Source organism: Neorhizobium sp. PAMB6630 (assembly GCF_058242775.1).
Genome location: NZ_CM177836.1, coordinates 621,196 through 643,146 on the forward strand (window position 1 = coordinate 621,196; position 21,951 = coordinate 643,146).

Annotated in this window: 20 protein-coding genes; 7 read left to right on the forward strand and 13 right to left on the reverse strand. The window is 60.4% G+C overall.

Translation table 11 applies throughout. From position 1 onward, the window contains the following. Positions 1–30 precede the first annotated feature (30 nt). The 7 genes from AC4CWF_RS02915 to AC4CWF_RS02945 all read right to left on the reverse strand — a co-directional run bounded on the left by AC4CWF_RS02915 (position 31) and on the right by AC4CWF_RS02945 (position 7,739). Positions 31–1,161, reverse strand: coding sequence for a mannitol dehydrogenase family protein (locus AC4CWF_RS02915; protein ID WP_491283637.1), 1,131 nt, complete (start codon positions 1,159–1,161; stop codon positions 31–33). Then, on the reverse strand, positions 1,158–2,168 hold the full coding sequence (locus AC4CWF_RS02920; protein WP_491283638.1) for a zinc-binding alcohol dehydrogenase family protein: 1,011 nt from the start codon (positions 2,166–2,168) through the stop codon (positions 1,158–1,160). The genes AC4CWF_RS02915 and AC4CWF_RS02920 overlap by 4 nt, the downstream gene beginning before the upstream one ends. Positions 2,169–2,172: 4 nt before the next feature. Continuing rightward, positions 2,173–2,991 (reverse strand): amidohydrolase family protein, encoded by an 819-nt coding sequence (locus tag AC4CWF_RS02925; protein WP_491283639.1) that lies wholly within the window; start codon positions 2,989–2,991, stop codon positions 2,173–2,175. Between the two features lie 4 nt (positions 2,992–2,995). Next, entirely contained in the window at positions 2,996–4,009 is a 1,014-nt protein-coding gene (locus AC4CWF_RS02930; RefSeq protein WP_491283640.1) for an aldo/keto reductase, read from the reverse strand. Between the two features lie 70 nt (positions 4,010–4,079). Then, positions 4,080–5,021 carry an ABC transporter substrate-binding protein gene (locus AC4CWF_RS02935; protein ID WP_491283641.1) on the reverse strand — a complete coding sequence of 314 codons (942 nt, stop codon included), beginning with the start codon at positions 5,019–5,021 and terminating at the stop codon, positions 4,080–4,082. Between the two features lie 91 nt (positions 5,022–5,112). Continuing rightward, on the reverse strand, positions 5,113–6,132 hold the full coding sequence (locus AC4CWF_RS02940) for an ABC transporter permease (protein WP_491285171.1): 1,020 nt from the start codon (positions 6,130–6,132) through the stop codon (positions 5,113–5,115). Positions 6,133–6,140: 8 nt separating this feature from the next. Continuing rightward, positions 6,141–7,739, reverse strand: coding sequence for a sugar ABC transporter ATP-binding protein (locus AC4CWF_RS02945; protein WP_491283642.1), 1,599 nt, complete (start codon positions 7,737–7,739; stop codon positions 6,141–6,143). A 219-nt stretch (positions 7,740–7,958) separates the two neighbouring features. Here AC4CWF_RS02945 and AC4CWF_RS02950 point away from each other — a divergent pair, with 219 nt between their 5' ends. From AC4CWF_RS02950 to AC4CWF_RS02960, 3 genes are all read left to right on the forward strand, one after another. Continuing rightward, positions 7,959–8,654: a FadR/GntR family transcriptional regulator gene (locus AC4CWF_RS02950; RefSeq protein WP_491285173.1), complete on the forward strand. Its 696-nt coding sequence runs from the start codon at positions 7,959–7,961 to the stop codon at positions 8,652–8,654. A gap of 46 nt (positions 8,655–8,700) precedes the next feature. Then, positions 8,701–10,233 (forward strand): UxaA family hydrolase, encoded by a 1,533-nt coding sequence (locus tag AC4CWF_RS02955; protein ID WP_491285174.1) that lies wholly within the window; start codon positions 8,701–8,703, stop codon positions 10,231–10,233. An 86-nt stretch (positions 10,234–10,319) separates the two neighbouring features. Further along, a complete protein-coding gene (locus tag AC4CWF_RS02960) occupies positions 10,320–10,733 on the forward strand; it encodes a DUF4112 domain-containing protein (RefSeq protein ID WP_491283643.1) in 414 nt (137 codons plus the stop codon). A gap of 28 nt (positions 10,734–10,761) precedes the next feature. Here the strand turns inward: AC4CWF_RS02960 and AC4CWF_RS02965 are convergent, their stop codons facing one another. From AC4CWF_RS02965 to AC4CWF_RS02980, 4 genes are all read right to left on the reverse strand, one after another. Beyond that, entirely contained in the window at positions 10,762–11,775 is a 1,014-nt protein-coding gene (locus AC4CWF_RS02965; protein WP_491283644.1) for an acyltransferase family protein, read from the reverse strand. A gap of 41 nt (positions 11,776–11,816) precedes the next feature. Further along, entirely contained in the window at positions 11,817–13,088 is a 1,272-nt protein-coding gene (locus tag AC4CWF_RS02970; protein ID WP_491283645.1) for an O-antigen ligase family protein, read from the reverse strand. A gap of 6 nt (positions 13,089–13,094) precedes the next feature. Then, positions 13,095–14,360, reverse strand: coding sequence for a polysaccharide biosynthesis/export family protein (locus tag AC4CWF_RS02975; protein ID WP_491283646.1), 1,266 nt, complete (start codon positions 14,358–14,360; stop codon positions 13,095–13,097). Positions 14,361–14,490: 130 nt separating this feature from the next. Next, positions 14,491–15,171 (reverse strand): sugar transferase, encoded by a 681-nt coding sequence (locus AC4CWF_RS02980; RefSeq protein WP_491285176.1) that lies wholly within the window; start codon positions 15,169–15,171, stop codon positions 14,491–14,493. A 671-nt stretch (positions 15,172–15,842) separates the two neighbouring features. On the opposite strand from AC4CWF_RS02980, the gene AC4CWF_RS02985 reads away from it, so the two are divergent. Next, positions 15,843–16,130, forward strand: coding sequence for an exopolysaccharide production repressor protein (locus tag AC4CWF_RS02985; RefSeq protein WP_491283647.1), 288 nt, complete (start codon positions 15,843–15,845; stop codon positions 16,128–16,130). A gap of 98 nt (positions 16,131–16,228) precedes the next feature. Then, positions 16,229–17,245, forward strand: coding sequence for a glycosyltransferase family 2 protein (locus AC4CWF_RS02990; RefSeq protein WP_491283648.1), 1,017 nt, complete (start codon positions 16,229–16,231; stop codon positions 17,243–17,245). A 54-nt stretch (positions 17,246–17,299) separates the two neighbouring features. On the opposite strand, the gene AC4CWF_RS02995 is transcribed toward AC4CWF_RS02990, so the two are convergent. Next, on the reverse strand, positions 17,300–18,271 hold the full coding sequence (locus AC4CWF_RS02995; protein WP_491283649.1) for a polysaccharide pyruvyl transferase family protein: 972 nt from the start codon (positions 18,269–18,271) through the stop codon (positions 17,300–17,302). A gap of 46 nt (positions 18,272–18,317) precedes the next feature. Continuing rightward, positions 18,318–19,283, reverse strand: a complete 966-nt coding sequence (locus AC4CWF_RS03000) for a glycosyltransferase family 2 protein (RefSeq protein WP_491283650.1) — start codon at positions 19,281–19,283, stop codon at positions 18,318–18,320. A 682-nt stretch (positions 19,284–19,965) separates the two neighbouring features. Between AC4CWF_RS03000 and AC4CWF_RS03005 the strand changes: the two genes are divergently transcribed. After that, positions 19,966–21,111: an acyltransferase family protein gene (locus tag AC4CWF_RS03005; RefSeq protein WP_491283651.1), complete on the forward strand. Its 1,146-nt coding sequence runs from the start codon at positions 19,966–19,968 to the stop codon at positions 21,109–21,111. 3 nt (positions 21,112–21,114) lie between these two features. Beyond that, a complete protein-coding gene (exoK, locus tag AC4CWF_RS03010) occupies positions 21,115–21,903 on the forward strand; it encodes an endo-1,3-1,4-beta-glycanase ExoK (protein WP_491283652.1) in 789 nt (262 codons plus the stop codon). The last annotated feature ends 48 nt before the right edge of the window (positions 21,904–21,951 follow it).

Consider the following 21,951-nt stretch of genomic DNA (forward strand, 5'->3'; position numbering starts at 1 on the left):
GCGCTCATTCTCTGTTCCTCGGCGACGGGCTCAATCGTCGCTCGCCAGTGCAGCCTTGAGTTTCGGCTGGGCAATTGCAAGGCCAAGATCGGCCGCGCGCGTCACCATCGGCAAAAACCTGCGACGTTTCTTTTCCGCGTGGTTGGCGGCAATATCTGAAAGCTTATGCTTCAGGAACGGGTTGAGAAACCGGTCGCGCACGGTGTCGAGATAGGCGCGTGCTTCCTCGCCCCTGCCGTCACCCTCGAAGACCGGCAGAACTTCCTGCGTCCAGACCGTTTCCAACGCGTTGCGCATTGCCGGATCGTCCATCGCCTCGCGCACGGTCTCGTCGGCGCGGCGCCCATCCTTCCGCCAGCACTCGGCAAGCACCGAATGGCCAAGGTTGAGCAGATGCAGTTTCAGCATCTCGAAGCGATCGAGATCATCCGTCAGCGTGATGGCCGGATGTCGGCAGGGCAGAACCAAGCCCTCCTGCTGTTCGATGGCCCAGAGCGCATAAGGCTCGGCCACGGCACCAACAGGTGCAATCGGTTCGGCGACGATCCGGTCGACCAGGCTATTGGCAAAGTGGCAGGTCTCGTTCAGCCAGATGCGGAATTCGGCCGGCAGTTCCCATTCCATGGCCAGCTGCTCGATCAGCGTGCGCAGCCGCGAGCCGTTCTGCGGCACGAGTTCGCACGGATAGAGCGACAGCGGCGCGTCCGGGTTTTTCTCAAAACGATGCGCCAGCAGAACGGCAAGTTTTGCTGGGAAACTTTTCGGCAGCCGTTCGAGATCGGTTAGAAGCGCCGTGTCGTCGGAAGGGTCGAGGTCATAACCGCGATCGCCGGTGTTGGAGATGATCACCGGAACATGGACAGCCAGCGCGCGGATCCGCTCCCAGTCGGTTGCGGCCGTCAGCGCTTCGGCAATGGCAGTGCCGACGCGCTCCTCGTCGATAATCTCTCCGTTGACCTGTCCGCGAATGCGCACCGGATAGCGGGGAGTATGTCCAAGCGCCGTAATGCGCGCTGCACTTTCCGGGCTCGACGTGGTCTGCACCACGGCAATCGGGCCCAATGCCTCGTGCGTCTCCATGGCTTCGGAGACGAAGAGGTCGGCATGGGCCAGCAGGAAACGGCTGGTGCCGAACTGCAGGATGGCGGGTTGCGGCCTCACGCGACCTCCACCATGGCCTTGACCACGCCGGCTGCCGGATCTGTGAGACCGGCAAACTGTTCCGGCACCTGCGACAGCGACATACGGTGGGTGATCAGCGCATCCGGCACGTGGCCGGCGCGCATCGCCGCCATCACATGGTGGAAATCGGCAGCGGTGGCATTGCGGCTGCCAAGAAGCGTCGTTTCGCGCTTGTGGAATTCCGGATCGGAAAAGCTGATGCTGGAGGCGACGATCGACACCAGCACATAGGTGCCGGCATGCGCGACAAAGCCGAAACCGCGCTCGATGGCTTTCGGATTGCCGGTCGCATCAAACACCGTCTCGAAGAAATTGCCGTCGGTGATCGTGGACAACTGATCCACGTCGCCTTCGCCCAGCATGACGGTGGAGGTGATGCCGAGATGTTTTTCGGCAAAGTCCAGCCGGTCGCGCCGGCTGTCGATCAGGGTGACATCCGCACCCTCCATTTTGGCAAAGACGGCAACCGCAAGACCGATCGGGCCGGCGCCAGCAATCAGCACTTTTTCGCCGGCGCGGGTTTTTGCCCGCGCAACGGCGTGGGCGCCGATCGCCAAAAACTCCACCATGGCCGCCTGATCCAGCGACAGCCCGTCTGCCTTCAGCAGAAATTCGGCCGGAAGGCAGAGATATTCCGTCATGCCGCCATCGCGGTGAACGCCGAGCACGCCGATGTTTCGGCAGCAATTGGTGCGGCCCTTCAGGCAGGCATCGCAGCGTCCACAGGACATGTAGGGGATGATGGCAACCGTATCGCCAGCGGAAAGAGCGCTGCCCTCCGGTGCTTCCTCCACGGTTGCCGCCAGCTCATGTCCCATCACGCGCGGATAGGAAAGATAGGGCTGGTTGCCGGTAAAAATATGCAGGTCGGTGCCGCAAACGCCGACGCGGCGGATTTTCACCAGCGCTTCACCCTTGGCAGGAACGGGCTTTTCCCGCTCGATGGCGCTCAATTGTCCGGGAGTGTCACAGATAATCGTCAGCATTTACTTACCTATTTAGCCGGTAGAAATCGATGGCGTTGCCGCCGAAGACGGCGGTGTGGTGATCTTTTGAAACCATGTCCCGGCATTGATCGAACCAGCTTTTGTAATCGCCGGCAAGGCGCACCACCGGCCAGTCGCTGCCCCAGATCACGCCATCGGCGCCAAACAGATCAAGGATCGTCTCGCCATAGGGACGCACGGCCTGCGGCCTCTGGTCTGCCGCTTCGGTGAGAAGCCCTGACAGCTTGCACGACACATTGGGGAGGGCGGCAAGATCAGCCATCGCGGCGCGCCATTCGACAAAGCGTCCCTCGGCGATCTCCGGCTTGGCGCCGTGGTCGATGACGATGCGCAGATCCGGATGGCGATCGGCAAAGACGGTGAGATGCGGCAGGTGTTTGGGAAACACCAGCGCATCGAAGGCAAGATCGGCCGAAACCATGGCGGCGACAGCTGGATTAAGCGCCGGATCGGTGATCCACCTGTCGTCGGAAAGACCCTGCAGCATCGGGCGCAGGCCCTTCAGCTTCCTGTTGCGCGCGAGCCGGGCGATGGCATCCGCTGCATCCGGCGCTTTCAGGTCGGTCCAGCCGACGACGCCGAAGATGAAGTCGTGCCGGTCGGCCAGATCCAGCATGAAGGCGGTGTCAGCGTCCCTTTCCATGGTCTGCACCAGCACCGTGCCGTCGATATCGCAGGCTGCCAGCAGAGGCTGCAGATCATCAGGCGCAAAATCACGGTAAATGGCCTCAAGCTCTGCCGGCGGCCATTCGCCAACCCGCTCCGCCAACCGCCAGAAATGCTGATGGGCGTCGATCCGCATGAAATCAGACCCCTTGACCGGGGACAGGGGCGCCTTCGGAAATCAGGCCGCGTTCCTTGAGGCGTGACCAGAAGGAGGCGGGAATTTCCTCCTCGAACCAGGCGGCATTGGCGGTCAGCTGGTCGTGGTTTCGCGCACCGGAAACAATGGTAAGGGCGGCCGGATGCGCCAGCGGAAACTGTAGCGCTGCTGCCTGCAAGGTGACACCTTCGGCAGCACAGGCCTCATGCAGCGCATCAACGCGGGCCAGCATTTCGGCGGGCGCGTCCGCATAGTTGAACTTTCGGTTGCCGGCGAGAATGCCGGAATTAAACGCCCCGGCAATCACGATGCCGACGCCTTTTTCAGCGCAGGTATTCATGAAGTCGAGGCTCTGCTGCTCCAGCAGCGTGTAACGGCCGGCGAGCATGCAGATATCGATCTCGGCAACTTCCATGGCATCACGGACGATTTCCCACTCGTTGACGCCAAGCCCGATGGCCCTGGTCGAGCCTTCCTCGCGCAGCTTTGCTAGGGCGCGAAAACCGCCGCCATCGGTCAGCTGGCTCCAGTAGTGCAGGTGTTTGTCGCCATGGGTGACGCTGCCGATGTCGTGGATGTAGAGAATATCAGGCGCAAGCACGCCGAGCCGCTGCTGGCTTGCCTCGAAGGAGCGCATCACGCCGTCGTAGCTGTAGTCATAGACCGGGCGGAAGGGCAGGGGCTGCACATAGCCGTCTTCTTCGGCGCCCACCGTTGGGTCCGGCGTCATGACGCGGCCGACCTTGGTGCTGACCACATACTGGTCGCGGGCAAAATCGGTAAGCATCGTGCCCAGCCGCCGCTCCGAGCGGGTAAAACCATAAAAGGGCGCGGTATCGAAATAGCGGATGCCGGCATCCCAGGCGGCCTTGAAGGCGCCAGCGGATTCCTCATAGGGCGTCACGCGGTAAAGATTGCCCATCTGGGCGCAGCCAAGGCCCATGCCGGTCAAGGAAACGCCCGTGCGGGTGTGCGTGCGCTGATCGGTAACCTTCATGAAACATCCTGCCTTTTGCGTGGGAGAGCGGACGCGCCAAGGCAGCGCGTCCGGTTTTTGCGAATGTCGTTCAGTAAAGAACGTTCTTGGCTTCCGGCTTGTCGATATTGTCCTTGGTGACAACGACGACACCGGTATCGACGAACTTCTCGACCTTTTCCTTCTTCATCAGCTTGGACACGGTTTTTACGCCGAGTTCGCCCATCTGGAACGAACCCTGCACGGCGATGGCCGAGAGTGTGCCGTCCTTGACGAATTCCTGCAGGTCCTGGTTTCCGTCGAAACCGACGGCCACGACCTTGCCGGCCTTGCCGGCCTGCTTGATCGCGCGGCCCATGCCGATGGCGGTTGGTTCATTGGCGCCGAACATGCCCTTGAGGTCCGCATTGGCGGCCAGCACGTCGGTCGTCTGGTTGAGCGCGGTCGCCATCTGCGACTGCGAATAATATGGGCCGACGATCTGAAGCTTGGAATTGGCCTTGATGTAATCGGTAAAGCCGCCGACGCGACCGATTTCCGAACCGGCACCGGCCACATAGGACATGACGGCGATCTTGCCTTCCTTGCCGACCTTGTCGATCAGCGCCTGGGCGGCAAGTTCGCCGGCCTTGCGGTTATCGGTGGCGAGGAACGACTGGTAATATTGCTCGGCACCCTTGGCCAGCATCGAGTCGACGATCACGACAGGAATGCGTGCTTCCCAAGCCTTCTTGACGGCAGGCACCAGCGCGTCCGGATCGGACGGGGCAAGCACGATGCCGGCCACGCCGCGGTTGACGGCATTTTCCACCATGTTGACCTGGTCGGCGATGGCCGATTCCGAGGCTGGGCCCTGGAAGGTCATAGTGTTGCCGGAACCAACCTCCTTCATGGCGGCATCGGCGCCCTTCTGGACGTTCTGCCAGAAGGTCGAGTTGACCGTTTTCACGATAACGGCGATCTCGGCGGCCTGCACGGATGCGGCCGAAAGCATGATCACCGATGTCAGCAATGCTGTTGCAAGCTTTTTCATTTCCATCCTCCTGAAGTGAAGCGGCCGCCATGGCCTCCTCCCGGGAGCTCCCACTCCCTTGTTTCTTGCGGATAAGGGTCCGCACCCTCTCTCATCGGCGGTTGCGCAACTGGTCGATCCAGACGGTGACCAGAATGACGAGGCCGATGATGATCTGCTGTGTGAAGGCGGAAACGCCGTTCATGTTAAGGCCGTTGCGCAGGATGCCGATGACGAAGGCGCCGATGGCCGTGCCGGAAATCGTGCCGACGCCGCCGATCAGCGAGGTACCGCCGATAACGGCGCTCGCAATCGCATCCAGTTCGTACATCACGCCTTCGTTCGGCTGGGCCGTGACGAGGCGCGACATCAGCACGCAGCCGGTAAGGCCAGCCAGCGTGCCTGAAAGCACATAGGTAAAGTTCGTGACGCGGGTCACGTTGACGCCGGAAAGGCGCGCCGCATCCACATTGGAGCCGACCGCATAGATGTGGCGGCCCAGCACCGAACGGTTCAGCATGAAGGACACGGCAAGTGCTATAACGATCATCAGGATGACCGGATAGGGGATGCCGGGAAAGACCACGTTCGGAAAGCCGTCATCGCCGATGGTGACAATGCGAAACAGCGAGCCGTTGCCCAGTTCGCCAAAGCTTTCGCCAAGGCCGGAGACGGCGCGCGCGCCGGTGATCTGCAGCGCCACGCCACGGGCAATCAGCATCATGCCAAGCGTTGCAATGAACGGCGGCAGCTTCATGCGGGTGACGAGTATGCCGTTGATGAAGCCGCAGAGCGAGCCGGTGAGGATGCCGATCAGCATGCCGATGGGCACGGGCATGCCCAGTTCCTTCACCGCAAGCGCTGCGACCACGCCGGCAAGCGCCAGGACTGAGCCGACCGAAAGATCGATGCCGCCGGTGATGATGACGCAGGTTGCCCCGATGCCGAGCAGCGCAATCGAGGTGACCTGAAGCGCGATCGTCATGCCGTTGTTGACGGTGAAGAAGGCGTTGCTGGTGCTGGAAAACACGGCGATCAGCACGAAGAGGCTGCCAAGGGCTGCAAACTTCTGGATCACATCCTTTTGCCGGTCGCTGAGGCGGCGGCTTTTGGGTTCGCTCGGTGTGCTCATCATTGTCCTCAATTCGCCGCGCGGGCTTTGGGGCTATGCCCGTAGCCGGAGGCGTAACGCATGATTTCTTCCTGGGTGGTCTTTGCCGTCTCCAGGATGCCGGTAATGGTGCCGTTGTGGAAAACCGCGACGCGGTCGGTCATGCCCAGAATTTCCGGCAGTTCCGAACTGATCAGGATGACGCCGATGCCATCGCGGGCCAGTTCATCCATGATCTTGTAGATCGCGTATTTCGCCCCGACATCGATGCCGCGCGTCGGCTCGTCGAAAAAGAGGATGCGCGACTTGCGAAACAGCCATTTGCCGATGATGATCTTTTGCTGGTTGCCACCGGACAGCAGCCGCACCGGCTGGCGGATCGACGGCGTCTTGATGCTGAGAAGATCGACATATTCGTTTGCCACTTCCGCATGGCGGCGAAAGTCGATGAGGCCGAAGCGGTTCGTCAGCTCTTCCATATTGGCAAGCGTCATATTGGCATCGACCGGCATCTTGACCGCAAGCCCCTGCGCCTTGCGGTCTTCCGAGAGATAGGCAAGACCGCTTGCAATCGCATCGCGCGGCGAGCGGATCGAAAGCACCTTGCCATCCATCGTCACCGTGCCGCTATCCAGCGGATCAGCGCCGAAAATCGCGCGCGCAACTTCCGTGCGCCCGGCGCCCATCAGGCCGGCAAAGCCCAAAATCTCGCCGCGACGCAGCGTGAAGCTGACATTGCGAAAGACGCCGGCGCGGGTGAGGTTCTCGGCCGAAAAGATCACCTCTTCGGTGGGCGTCGAGGTGCGCTCGGGAAACTTCTCCTCCAGCGAGCGTCCGACCATCTTGGCTACGATATCGTCGACGGTGGTGTCGGCAAAATCATTTGTTGCGACATACTGGCCGTCGCGCAACACGGTCACGCGGTCGACAATCTCGGCCATTTCATCCAGACGGTGCGAGATATAGACGATGCCGACGCCGGAGGATTTGAGGTCGTGGATGACCTTGAACAGCAGCCGCGTTTCCTGCTCGGTCAGCGACGAGGTCGGCTCGTCCATGATCAGCACTTCTGCGTTCAGCGACAGTGCTTTGGCGATTTCCACCATCTGGCACTGGGCAACCGACAGTTCGCGCACCAGACGATCCGGCGAGATCGAAACGCCGAGACGGTCGAGACAGGCCTGCGCATCCGCCTTCAGCTTCTTGCGGTCAACCAGGAAACCCCGGCGCGGCTCGCGGGCGAGATAGATATTTTCCGCCACCGTCATGTGCGGCACCAGGTTCAGTTCCTGGTGAATGATGGCAATGCCGATGTTTTCCGCTTCGAGCGGCGAGGAGAAGCTGCGCTCGACGCCCTTGTAGATGATACGGCCGGAGGTGGGCGTGTAAACGCCGCTGATGATTTTCATCAGCGTCGATTTGCCCGCGCCGTTTTCGCCGCAGACCGCGTGGACCTCTCCTCGTTGTAAGTCAAAACTTACATCAGCAAGGGCAACCACGCTTGGAAAATGCTTGGAAATGTTCTGGAGGCTCAGCAGCGGAGCGCCATCTGCACCACGCGCATGGCTTGCAGAGGTCGAGCCTGCGCGGGGCGTCGCGTTGACGGAATGGGTCTCTGCGCTGTGCATCTAAGTCCTCCTCGCGCATCATGCGCCGTCGATCCAGCTCCACCCGTCGACTGCGGCCTATTGGTAAGTGGCCTTGCCAAACTGGTCAAGCCAATTTCTGAGTAAGGGCATTATTGTCGTGATTATTGAATATAAGATATTGATATATATAGATAAAATATTGGTCTTGCCAGTTTTTGACCAATTGCCTATGGTAAGGCCAATCAGAAGTGAGTGATGATGAACGGGTTCAGGACGACCGAGCGCAGGCTCTATCAGCAGGTGGCAGACCAGATCCGCGGGCTCATCCAGGCGGGCCAGTTCAAGCTTGGCCAGCGTCTGCCGTCGGAGCGCGAACTTGCCCTGCAGCTGGGTGTGTCGCGTCCGTCCCTGCGCGAGGCTCTGATCGCGCTGGAGATCGATGGCACGGTCGAGATCCGCATGGGGTCGGGCATCTATCTGGTGGCAACGACGGAGCGACGCCCGCCGACATCGGCGTCGATGGGCGAAAGCCCCGTGGAGCTTATGCAGGCGCGGGCGGCGGTGGAAGGTGCGGTCATCGTGCTCGCTTCGGCCCGCATGACGGCGGAAAGCCTGAAGAACCTGCGCCAGATCCTCGATGGCATGGCCTCCGAAATTTCGGCCGGCCGCAAGCCGGTCGAGCATGACCGGCAGTTTCACCTGGCCATTGCGGCGCAATCGGGCAACGATGTTCTGGCGCGCCTCGTCGGTGAACTGTTCGATGACCGCCACAGCCCGCTTTCGACGCAATTGCGGGAACATTTCGAGACGCCGGACACCTGGAGCCTGGCGCTCTGCGAACACGAACTGATCTACACGGCGCTGGAGGGGCGCGATTCATTGCTGGCACAGGCGATGATGCATGCCCATCTGGAGGAATCAAAGCGCCGTTGGCTGGACAGCGAACCGCGTTGACCGCGATGATTTTACCAAGATGACCCTCCAGGGAGGAGGAGACATGATGACAGACACCGTTTCACCCGTGATTTTGCTGAACGCCGCAGACGATGTGGTGGTCACCCGTCGCTCGTTGCAGCCGGGCACGGCCTCCGGCTTCAATGGCATTATCGCCGGCCAGTTGATCGGACGCGGCCACAAGATGGCGATCCGCGCCATCGCCACCGGCCATGAGGTGCGCAAGTACGGCCAGATCATCGGTCTTGCGACGCAGGATATTGCGCCGGGAGATCATGTGCATCTGCATAACCTTGCCATGTTGCCGTCCGAGCATGAGCACCAGTTCAGCGTCGATATCGAGGAAAAGGGCATGCTGCCGCTGTCGGAGCGGCGCACTTTCATGGGTTATGACCGCGGCATCGGCGGTGCCGGCACGCGCAATTTCATCGGCATCATCTCCTCGGTCAACTGTTCGGCCACCGTCTCGCGTTACATCGCCGATTACTTCAACCGCATGGGCGGCCTCGACGGCTTTGACAATATCGATGGTGTGGTGGCGCTGACGCATGGCACGGGCTGCGCGCTCAACAATAAGTCGGAAGGATATCGCCTCCTCATCCGCACCATCCAGGGTTATGCCCGCCATCCCAATTTCGGCGGCATCCTGATGATCGGGCTTGGCTGCGAAACCAACCAGATTGGCCCGATCCTCGAACACTACAAGATGGAGGAGGGCGACCGGCTGCGCACCATGACGATCCAGCAGCATGGCGGCACGCGCAAAACCATTGATGCGGCGATCGAAATCATCAAGGACATGCTGCCGGTGGTGGATGCCGCACGCCGTACGCCGCAGCCGCTGTCGAAGCTGAAGCTTGCGCTGGAATGCGGTGGCTCCGATGGTTATTCCGGCATTTCCGCCAATCCGGCGCTCGGATACGCTTCAGACCTTCTCGTGCGCCATGGCGGCACCACGGTCCTTGCGGAAACGCCTGAGATCTACGGCGCCGAGCATCTTTTGACCCGTCGTGCCGTAACTCCGGCCGTTGCCGAAAAGCTCCTGCAGCGCATCGACTGGTGGCGCGACTACACCGCGCGCAATGGCGACGAACTGAACAACAATCCCTCGCATGGCAACAAGCTCGGCGGTCTCACCACCATTCTGGAGAAGTCGCTGGGTGCCGTTGCCAAGGGCGGCTCCATGCCGCTGAAGGCAGTTTATGAATTTGCCGAGGCAGTGACCGAGCCGGGTTTTGTCTTCATGGATACGCCCGGTTACGATCCGGTGGCGGTGACGGGCCAGGTGGCGGGTGGCTGCAACGTCATCTGTTTCACCACCGGGCGCGGTTCGGTCTCCGGCTTCAAGCCATCCCCCTGCATCAAGATCGCCACCAATACCGACATGTACGAGCACATGCGCGAAGACATGGATCTGAACTGCGGCGGCATCGTCACCGGTGACGAGACGATCGAGCAGTCCGGCGAGCGTATTTTTGAGCATGTCATTGCGGTTGCCTCCGGCCAGAAGACGCTGAGCGAGATCTATGATTACGGCGACAACGAATTCGTGCCGTGGCAGGTCGGCGCTGTGACCTGACGATTATACGAGGTCGCCCGCGGGTTCGTGGAACCGGCGGGCCGCAGTCCCGTTAGCGCCTCATCGATCAGGCTGGGATTGCGACAATGGCGGATGCAGACACATTATATGGCGCGGCACGGCGCAGAACCGTTCTGGATCCCGACGCCATGCGCCGCCTCGTGCGCATGGCAAAGCTTGCCCGGCTGATGGATACGGCACTGCGCGTGCCCGGCACCAATATCCGCTTCGGGGCAGATTCCATCATGGGCCTTCTGCCGGTGGCGGGCGATGCGGCAGGGGCCGTCATTGGCCTTGTCATCGTCAACGAAGCGCGCCGTCTTGGCCTGCCGGCCTCCAAGCAGATGCAGATGCTTGCCAATATCGGCACCGATGCCGTCTTCGGCAGCCTGCCGCTGGTTGGCGACCTCTTCGACGTCTATTTCAAGCCGCACCGGCGCAATGTCCAGATGATCCTCGATCATTTCGGCCTGACGCATGAGGATCTTGCCCGTCATTGACGGGTGCTGCACGTGCAGTTTCTAGGGATCAGTCGGCGGTGACGCGGCGTCCTGGCAGGCGAAACACGATGCGGCGGTGCTTGATGAAAACGTTGAGCGGCCGTTCGATGACCTCATAACAGGCAATGCCGACCAGCGTGCCGATGACCGCGCCGCCCCAGACCACGAGCCATGTCGGAAGCCCCGCGGACATGCCAAGCTTCAGCACCACCGAGACGGCAAACGTGTGCCAGAGATAGATCGAGTAGGAAGCGTCGCCGAGATAGGCAAGGCGGGGCAGTTGCGGCAGCATGTCGGCCTTTTCGAGCGCCAGAACACCGAGCACGAGGCAGATCGCAAGCGGCGCGCAGATGAAGGTGTTGAACTCGGCCCGCAGCAGATAGATTGCCGTGAAGGAAAAGATCGCGACCGCAATCAGCATCAGCCCGGTATCGGCGCGCGGCACGCGGCCGGACAGCCAAAGCCTGCCGATCACGGCGCCGGCCAGAAATTCCAGAATGAGCGGCCGCGTGTAGAAGAAAGCCGCCGTGCCGGGCGTCGTCACTGCAAAACCGATGACAGCCAGTGCGCCAAAAATGGCGGCGAGGGCGGCAAGGCGTCGGCCGGGCGCCAGCATCAGCGAGACGGCAAAGGCCAGGTAGAAAAACATCTCGTAATTCAGCGTCCAGCCCTGCACCAGAACCGGCCACAGCGCACCGCCATTGGGCGAGGCAACCGGCAGGAAAAGGTAGGAGCCGATCAGATGCGGCGCATCGAGAATGAGGTTCGGGAAGAGGCCGGCCAGCGCGCCAAACACCATGACTGTGGTTGCAAGCCAGTAACTTGGCGCGATGCGCAACAGGCGGTCCTTGAGGAAGGCGCCCGGCGTCTGGTGCCGGTTCTGGCTGATGACGATCATGATGAAGCCGCTGACGACAAAGAAGACATCGACGCCGGCAGCACCGATGGCAAAATTCTCGTCGGACCGTTCCGCGGCGTGGAAAAGGACGACCGCGAGCGCTGCAATCGCCCTCAGATATTGAATGCCGTAGAGCGTCTTCATGGCCTTTTCCCCTGCGGTCGGTCGGTCGTCTCTTGTCTGCGTCATGCAAGATGCGCCCGCCGCTCAGGCAGCACGAATGCCCGCTCGAAAGGAAGAGGCGCCGCAAGGGGCCGAAGCGTCAGCCGCCCGACGGCGAAATAAAACAGGAAGGAGCCGACATGATAGGGATGCATGACGTCGATCTCCACGAAGGAGCGCACCAGCAGCAGCGCCAGCAGGCCAAACAGCACCAGGGCGTCGGGGTTGCGGTTGTCATGCAGCAGCCGCTTCAGATGGCCGAAAAAGCCGGCCAGAAGCGTCAGCGACAAAAGTGCCGTGCCGACAATGCCGGTTTCCACCATGGTCTCGATATAGGTGTTGTGGAAATGGAAGCCGCTGCGCGAGCCGATGTAGAACTCTTCCCACAGGCGTTCGGCTTCCGGAAAACCCTGCACCCAGTAGCCCTGGTATCCGAGGCCAATGACGGGAGACTGGCGGGCCGCCTCGATGCCCTGCTGCCACAGATAGGTGCGCCCGGTCAGCGTTGAATCCTTGCCGAAAATGCCGAGCACCGCATCCATGGCACCCATGGTGAGTGCCGCATTGACGCCGATCACGGCAATGATGATGCCGCTTGCAAAGACAATCTTGCGGGTGGTGGGTGCCAGCAGCGCAAGCACCTGCAAACCGCAGCAGGCGGCGATGATGACAAGCGTGGTCAAAACGGATGTGGCCGATTGCGACGCAAGCAGGCAATAGGCCGACAGCAGCGCGGTTGCGAGGCAGGCGATCAGCCATAGCCGGCGAAAACCCATCAGCATGATGCCGGCATAGGCGAAATAAAGGCCGAGCGAGGCATAAAACCCCAGCTGGTTTTTCGAGGCAAAGGCGCCGACGAAGCTGTAGGTGCCATCGAGCGGATCGAAATGGTAGACGCCGAACAGCATGGAATAGGCGAGCACCACGGCGCAGCCGGCAATCACGCCGCGCACCAATGTCGCCACACTCAGCGTGCGCATGGCAATGAGCGCGCAGATGATATGCGTGAGATACTGGATTGCCGTGCGCAGCGAAACACCCGGCGCCGGTGACCAGAACACCGACAGGAAGCAGAAGCCGGAAAAGGCAAAAATCCAGAACGAACGCGCCGGGTTTCCCAGCACGCGCTTGTAGTCGAGCATCACCAGCGGCAGCCAGACGGCGTAATAGCCAAGGATCGACACCTGGCCGAACCGGCTCGAATAGGCAAAAACGAACAGCGACAGCATCACTGCCGCCGTGCCGTAAAGCGCGTTCTCGTCCGGTTCTATCAGGTTGGCCTTGGCTATCTTCATCGCGCGTTACTGCATCAGCAGTTCGGAGGTAACCTTGATCACGTCGCCGGGTTGCAGCTTCATGGTCTCGTCGGCTGCGATTTCCTTCGGGCCGGTGCCCTCATCGCGCACGATCGAATAGCGGATGTTGGCGGCCGTCCCGTGCGGATCGAACTTCAACGCTTCGGCAGACTGCGCCAGCGCTTCCGCCACCAGTTGCTGGTTGGTGCCAATCTGCAGGTTCAGCTTTTCCATTTCGGCCTCGGTGTCCTGCATGTCCTTGGCGCGCTGCGCCTCCCAGTCATTGCGCAGGTTGATCTCGTCCTGGTCGGCCTGGCTGATCTGCTGCTTGGCCCGCAGCGAATTGGTGTCGATGTCGAGAAGGGTCGACTGCACCTCGGCGGCGCGCTCCTCGCTGGAGAGCATGCGGGAACTGAGCGCCAGTCCCTGATCGCTGAGGCGGCTGATCTTTTCGCGGTCCTTTTCTGCAATGTCCAGCTGGCGGGTCTGGGTCTCGGTCTTGCGTTGCAGGGATTCCACTTCGCTCTGCAACAAGGCCTTCAGGTCTGCCAGCGCTTTCAACTGCAACTCGTACCGGTCGCGGCGCTGTTTCATCAGTGCCGTTTCGCTGCGGATCAACTCTGCAGCGTTCTGCACCTTTTCCAGTTCCGCCGGCATCTTGATCTCGTCTGCGCCGGACATTTCGGCTTCCAGCCGGGCGTGACGGGCAATCAGCCGCGCCCGCTGGCTGTCATAAACGGCAAGATCGCCTTTGGCATTGATGAAATCGCGGGCAAACCGCTGCCCGCTATCGGAGCGGCGCAAGCCGCCGCCAAGGCTGATCGCCTTCAGCACGGTGAGGTTTGGCGAATACGGATATTCGCCCGGCGTCTGCACGTCTCCAGACAGGAAGACCGGCCGGAACTCAGCCACTTCCACCGATGCGGAGGGCAGGTTGCGCAGGGCAAACTGCTGTTGCAACTTGGCGCCGATTTCGGTCGCCACCTCGGCCGGCGTGCGCCCTGCGGCATCCAGGTTTCCGATGAAGGGCAAGGACAGGGCGCCCGAAGCGCCGATACTGTAATCGCCGCTCAGCGCATCCCAGCTTTTGACGATACCTTCGGCAGGCTGCCATTCGGCAACGCGGATGCGCAGCTTGTCCATCACGCCAAGCTTGTAGGCCTCTTCGTCTGCCATGGCCCCGCCGGCCATCATCACCGTCATGCCGGCCATGAGGCAGGCGATGAGGCGTCGGGAACCGGTTTTCTGCGTCACGCGTGGTTTCACCAGCATTGAATATCCCTGGTTGATGGCGGACAAAAGACGCCGAATAAAATTCGACGTCGCCCGCCGTTCATTGGAACAGAGGAGGATACGGACCGCGTGGTTTGAACCAGACGCGGCCGGACTGTACCGGATGAGATCAGTAACTTCCGCGCGACATGCAGACGGCGGGGATGGTCTTCAGGATGATCGACATGTCGCGCATCAACGACCAGTTCTGGACATAGTGCGTATCGAAGGCGATACGGCTTTCGTAGGAAACGTCATTGCGGCCGCTGATCTGCCACAGGCCGGTAAGACCCGGGCGTGTGCGCAGATAAAAGACGGCAAAATTGTCGTAGAGCGTCAGTTCTTCATCAACGACCGGGCGCGGTCCAACGATACTCATCTCGCCACGGATCACGTTGAACAGCTGCGGCAGTTCATCAAGGCTGAGCTTGCGCAGGACCGTGCCGACCGCCGTGACGCGCGGATCATCCTTCAGCTTGCGGGTTGCCCGCCATTCGGCGGCCGCTTCAGGGTTGTTGTGCAGGTATTTGCGCAGCACCTCGTCGCCGTTCATCACCATGGTGCGGAACTTCAGGCATTTGAAGCTGCGGCCATTGTGACCGACGCGTGTGTGGCCATAAAAAACCCGGCCGCCATCGGTGAACTTGACGAGCGCCATGATCATCAGGAAGAGCGGGCTGAACACCACCAGGGCAACCATTGCCGTAGTGAGGTCGAAAGCGCGTTTGGCGACGCCGCCTGTGGGAAAGGCGAAGTGCATGTCGTCAGGTGCGGTAAGCGGCGAAATTGCCGATCGTGTCGCGGACTTCATAGAGAGAACTCCATTGGTGGTGCGAGTGGTCGGTGCCATTGCGGCGCATCATGTGCCGTCGGATGAGACAATAATTGTGTGTTTGGAATTTGTTTCCAGTTATTTTTTTATGGCGGGCGCCGCAGGCTGTGCCATTTTGGGGTAATGCATGTCCCAAAGCGGGGCGATGCTTGGCCGATGCCGAATGAAAATTCCCCTCAATTCAAAGATCTACTGTCCTGTTTCGGGCGCATGTAGTCTTTCCGGCTCCGCGGGAGCGGGCTATCTCAGCAGATCAGGTGAGCGACTTGGACGCCTCTGGGGGATGTTTCCTTGTCACTTCCGATTCAGCCTCCGGAATAACTGTCAGGCACTCATTTTTGTGCAGCGCAATGTTTATGTTGCATCGCAATGAGGCATTCTCCGACCTGCGTTTCTGTGTAACAAATTTTGATCGGAAAAGGCGTCTCAACCGATTGAAACGAGCCTGCAGACGCCGCTGGATGGTTTAATGCGGCAGGAATCGGGCATAAGTTCGCAAGGGCGCTCCACGAAGTCATTACTAAATATTCATGGAAGACGCCCACAGACATGTGATAACGCTTGGTCCCTGTTTTGCTATAAGTCGGACCGGACAAGCAGAAATGGTGACGCGGTTACGACGCGAAACCAAGTGCCGGGAGGTTGGTATCATGTATGGACCACGTGTCATTGCCAGCATGTCGATCGTGCTGGTCGTGTTTGCCGTTGCTACCTACTTCCTGCAGGGCTCTGCTGTTGCGACCTTGTGGCAAACAATTCTCTGCGCGATCCTTCTCCAGGCCGGTTACTTCGTGTGCATCCTGTTTCTGGTCTCGCGCGAACGCGCGGCGCGTGTGCGCAAGGCGGCGGAAAGCGGCAATGTCGCGCACAGTGGTGAAAATGGATTGTCCGGCGACATGGGCACTGCGGCCCCGCACTTGAAGGTCAGCGATCGGTAGGTTCAGGTCTCAGCCGCCGCAATTTTGCTGCAGGTGCTTCCATATCCTGGCAAATATCCTAGTTTCGTATCGAGCGATCGATCGCAACGGAGACTGCCATGACCATCAACCTCACCGACAAGGTCTGCGTCATCATCGCGGCCAAGGATGCCGCCGATACGATCGGCAAGGCGATTGCGTCTGCGCTGCGGGAACCGGCGGTCGGCGAAGTGGTCGTGGTCGATGATGGCTCGTCGGACGCAACGGACGTCGCCGCCCGTTCGGCCGATGATGGAAGCGGGCGGCTCGTCATTGCGCGTTTCGATAAAAATCGCGGACCATCGGCCGCGCGCAACCACGCCATCGATATCTCCACCTCTCCGCTGATCAGCATTCTGGATGCGGATGATTTCTTCTTTCCCGGACGTTTTGCCGCCATGCAGGCGGAGACAGACTGGGACCTTATCGCCGACAATATCGGCTTCATCCACCACGATCCCTCGCTTTCCATCGAACCCGAGCGGTTCCAGGCGCGCACGCGACAATTGTCGCTGATCGATTTCGTCGAGGGCAATATTTCCAAACGCGGCGTCAAACGCGGCGAGATCGGCTTTTTGAAACCGGTGATCCGCCGCGAATTCATGCGCTCTCACAGCCTGCGTTATAACGAGGATCTGCGGCTTGGCGAGGATTACGATCTTTACCTGCGCGCCCTTGCCCATGGCGCCCGCTACAAGGTGATCGATCATTGCGGTTATGGAGCGGTGGTACGGGCAAACTCCTTGAGCGGCGCGCACCGCACAGACGACCTGCGCCGGCTCTACGAGGCCGAGCGGACGGTTCGCCTGAAGCCTGGTCTGTTGAAGCCTGAGGAAGCGCGGGTCGTGCGCCGCCACGAGCGCCACATCAAGGCGCGTTATGATCTGCGCCACATCCTCGATCTGAAGGCGCGCGAGGGCAAGGCCTCGGCCATCCGCCATCTGCTGACGCATCCGTCATCCGCGCCTGCGGTCGTATCCGGCGTGCTTGCCGACAAGCTCGAGGCCCGTGCGGGCAAGGGTCAGCAAAGCCAGCCACCGGTGCCCCCAGGCAAACTGCGTTACCTGCTGCCGGGCGTGCCCGTCGCCCAGCGCTAAGCTGCCCGGCGGCTTTCCCCAAGGATGCGCCGCCGGTGCTGGTTCATCGAACGTCTAAGCCGACAGGTAGTCGCGTCGGACGCCATCGAGGACTTCGCGAAAACGCGCCTTGCGTTCCTCCAGCCGCCCATCCGGCGAAAGCTGCGGTTCAGCCCGGCTTGCCTGCCAGAGCGCAAGCGTTGAGGGCGCGGCCAGCATTTGCTTGGCAGCCGTGCGCAGCATGGTTTTGGCGCCCTGTGGTGCGGCCGTTTTCGGCTGCTCCAGCGTTGCGGTCTCGGCCGCAGCCGGCATGGCCGCGGTTTCAGCGGAAGGCCCGCCGGCCGGGAATTTTAAGCCCCAGAAACGGGATTGTTTCTGCACCGCTTCGGCACGGGTGGAGACCGGCACATAACGCGGCGCATAGGTAGCGCCGACGGTGTTTGCCCAATCCGTCCACTTGAAGCTGTTGATGGAACGTGAGGTGCTGACGGCAATCCACGGCACACGAAACGCATCCGCAAGGATGGCGCCATGCATGGATTCGGCCACTATCAGTTCCGACTGCGCGATTTTGGCAATCACGTCCTTGGCTTCGCCGCGCGGATCGAGATAGGTGAGGCCCGCGGGCTCGCAGACATTCTGCCAGATGCCGAATTCCGCCGATTCCCAATGCGGGATGAAGGTTTTTTTGAACTTTTTCGGCAGGTTCTGAAACTCCGGCATGTCGGTGACCATGACGGCGGGATCGATAATGCCCATGTCAGGGGAGAGCCCGAGCTTTGCGGCTGTCAGCGGTCCGCGCACACAGCGCACGTCCCATTCGGCGGGGTTCGAAACATCAGGCGGGGTGCCATAACCATAACCGCTGCCGATCACCAGCTTGCGGATCCCTGTCGGCAGAAGGACGGGGTTCAGCACGGTTCCAACGCCCACCAGCAACGTGTCCGGATGGGTGTCGCGCAGGCCGGGCAGCAGGAAATCCCACAGCCAGAGGTTCAGGTCATCACCGAAATTGCCGTGATGGGATTCCCAGAAGTAAGGCTTCATGTTGCGGTCCTCGGGGTCCGTTCGGGTGAAAGGGGAAGGCGGGCCATCAGCGCGCGCCTTTCAGTTTTCCGGTGCCAAGCTCCAGCACCGTCTTCAGGAGTGCCGGATCGCGCCATGCCCAGCGGGCCAGCGTCGAAAGATCCGGCACCTTGCGCTGGCGCATCAGTCCCGCCTGGCTCCACAGGGCCTGGCGGCGCGCGGTGTTCTTGTAAGAGGCGATGGAGGCGACGTCACTGGGGCGCCTGGAAAAGCGCTGCTCCAGCCGGTCGAGCGCCACCCAGGTGTTGAACTGCTGGCGCAGGAACTGCGGCGACTGGTTGTCGATGCTGTGGAAGATGTTGATGCCGCGCCCGCGTCCCGCGCCGGCATCGTCGCAAAGCACCGGGCGTTTTGCCGCCAGAATGCAGTCGCAAAAGAACAGCACATCCTCCGCCGCCAGCCGCAGCACCGGATCGAACCGCACGGTCTCGAAAATGGGACGGCCGATGATCATGCAGGAGAGGTGCAGAAAACTCCAGTTCTTCAGCATGGTGCTGGCGAGATCCGGTACTTCCAGCACCAGCGGGCTCTCCATCACCGGGCGCGCACCGGCTTCTTCCTGAAGTTTCGACATGCCGAAGTGGTAATAAAAATCCTCGTCCGCCTGCATCGAGGCCCAGTAGCAATCGGCGCCAAGGCCAGTGAGGGCCCTATGGGCATTTTCCAGATGGGTCGGCAGCCAGATGTCGTCGGAATCGAGGAAGGCGGCAAACTGTGTGGAGGCCGGGATGTTGTCGAGCCCGGCGTTGCGCGCGCCGCCCGGTCCGCCGTTCGGCTGTTTGATCAGCGTGATCCGCTCCCGCTCCAGAGCGCTTAATCCCTCCAACTCCTGTTCGCCGGGATAGGGGGATTCATCATCGACCACGATGATATCGAAATCCGTATAGGTCTGCGCAAAAATGGACCGCAGGGCGCGCATCAGGACGCCCGCTTCTTTCTGGTAGAACGGAATGATCACCGTGAAGGTCGCCATGATTTGCCCTGCTTTCAAAAGACATGAGACAGCCCGGCTTGTGCCAGGAAGCTCCGGTTAAGCGGCGCCGCATGCGCGCTTTTCTGCCGCAACAGCCGGCAGAAGAAGACACCCGCATGATGCATCTAGCCTCTCGCGTGCCTTATCCCCGCGCCAGAAAGCCTATTCTTTCAGGCTGAAATTTGTCCGTTTTTTGCACTGCGGCAAGGGGTGCGGGAGAAGACAGCGAAGTTCGGCATTTTCAGTCCAGCCAATGTGTTTCATTTTCATTCATGCGTGTCAATTTCGGACGAGATCCGACCGTGAAAACGCTGATGCCGCGATCACGTAGCATTTTTGCCACATTTATGCCGTAATTTCCGGTGGTCTTTGAGACTTACAACGGTAATCTGTCACGAGATCGGTTTTATAACGATGCTTGTGTCGAAAAATGGAACAGGAGGAATGGTCTCAGTCCACGCCGGATTACCCTTGGATTTCAGGCTTTTTGCCGGCGCGCAGACGTAATTTTTTAAAGGTTAACGCAGTTCACCGCCATCAGGAGGGCATTCCCGTCTTGAGTTTTTGCTGCACTGCCACATTTTCCCCGAAACTGGGCAGCATGCTTTGGTTTCGAGGGCCGACGTCTGCTCTGGTTGAAATTCGGTTGCGGGGGAGGCGCAACCCAAGAGGGGTCAACGATATGCCTGTCGATCAGAACATATCCTCCCGCATCAACCTGATGCGCATTCTCCTGATCAGCGGCATCGTGTTTGTTCACGTGCCGTATGATGCCGATGCCAGCCCGTTCGTTGAGCCGAACGGCGTCTTCGACTGGTTTCGGGTTTTCCTGGGTGAGAGCCTGTTTCGCATCGGTGTGCCGTGTCTCAGCGCCATTTCAGGTTATCTCCTGTTTCACAAGGGACTGGAAACGTTTGATTATCGCCGCACGCTGGCCTCAAAGGCCCGCACCGTTCTGGTGCCCTTCCTGCTGTGGAATTTCGCGGTCCTTGCCTTTGTGCTGCTCATTCAGCGTTTCGGCATGGGAATCGGTTATTTTCCCGATCTTCAGGCCTCTTCCGCGATGGACTGGATGGACCACGCATTGGCATTGAACGATTTTCCGATCAACCTGCCCTTGTATTTCCTGCGTGACCTGATGGTGTGTATCCTGCTGTCGCCGGTCCTTGTTTTTCTGGTCCGGCGCGCCCCGGCCCTCACGCTCGGCGTCCTGTTTGTGATTGCCGTCTTTCCGGCTCTCACCTCCGGCATCGTGCTGAAGCAGTCGATTCTCTTCAGTTTTACCCTGGGGATATTTTTTGCGCTCTATCGCGTCGATCTGAAATATCTCGACCCTTACGCGCTGCCCATTGCAGCGCTGGTGCTGGTGCTTGCAGCACTCCTGGCGCTCGGTCTTTTCAACACCGGGCCGGACTACCCCGAAACGCTCAACATCCTGCGCAATGCGCTTGCAATGTTAGGCGCCATCGGCGTCTGGCTTGTCTCGGCACCCCTTATCCGCACACGTCTGGGCCAGCGCGTGGCCAATTCCGGCAGCCTCAGTTTCTGGACATTCTGCGCCCATTATCCGCTTCTGGTGCTGTTGTGGATGGTGTGGAACCGCCATGCCGGTGCCGACCTTTATCCGATTTTTTACATAACCTCCGTCCTCGTCACCTTTGCCGCCCTTATCATCAGCAACCGTCTGGCTCTTCAGTTCGTGCCGGGCCTGTATGGGGTTTTGACCGGCAGCAGAGGCCGTCGCAAGCCCCCGTCTGGTCCGGCGTCGCGCAGGGAAGGCGAGACGCTTGGGAGCCGCAATGCTGCGGCCACGCAACAACAGAGGTAGAGAATGACCCATTTTGTAGACATGTTTCGCAAGACCGTCGTGACTGCCATGGTCCTAGGTGCGCCCATTGCCGCACCGGCCGCCATGGCACAGACGACCGGAGCCTCCTTCGTCGAAAACTTCGACAAGCTCGATACGTCCTTCTGGTACATCTCGGACGGCTGGAACAATGGCGCCCACCAGAACTGCACGTGGTCGAAGGATGCGATCACCGTGGCAAACGGCCAGATGGTGCTCGATTTTCGCCAGAAGCAGACTGCCGACCGCGCCTATACCTGCGGCGAGATCCAGACGCGCCAGCGTTATGGTTATGGCACCTACGAAATCCGCATGAAGGCCGCCACCGGTTCCGGCCTCAACTCGGCCTTCTTCAGTTACATCGGCCCGACCGACAAACAGCCGCATGACGAGATCGATTTCGAGGTACTCGGCAAGAACACCAACCAGGTGCAGGTCAACCAGTATATTTCGGCCAAGGGCGACAATGAGAAGCTGATTGCGGTGCCGGGCGGGGCCGACAAGGCCTTCAACAACTATGCCTTCATCTGGGAAAAGAACCGGCTGCGCTATTTCCTCAACGGCAAGCTGGTCCACGAGGTCACCGATGCCTCGAAGATCCCCACGCATCCGCAGAAGATCTTTGCCAGCCTCTGGGGCTCCGACACCTTCAAGGACTGGATGGGCACCTTTGCCTATAACGGCCCGGTTTCGATGCAGGTGGACCGGATTGCCTTCACCGCGCCCGGCGAAAAATGCAAGTTCGAGGGCTCCGTCCTCTGCACACTGAACTGAGCCGCTTCTTCGGCTTTGCCACCATGGTTTAACGCCTTCCTTCGGGGC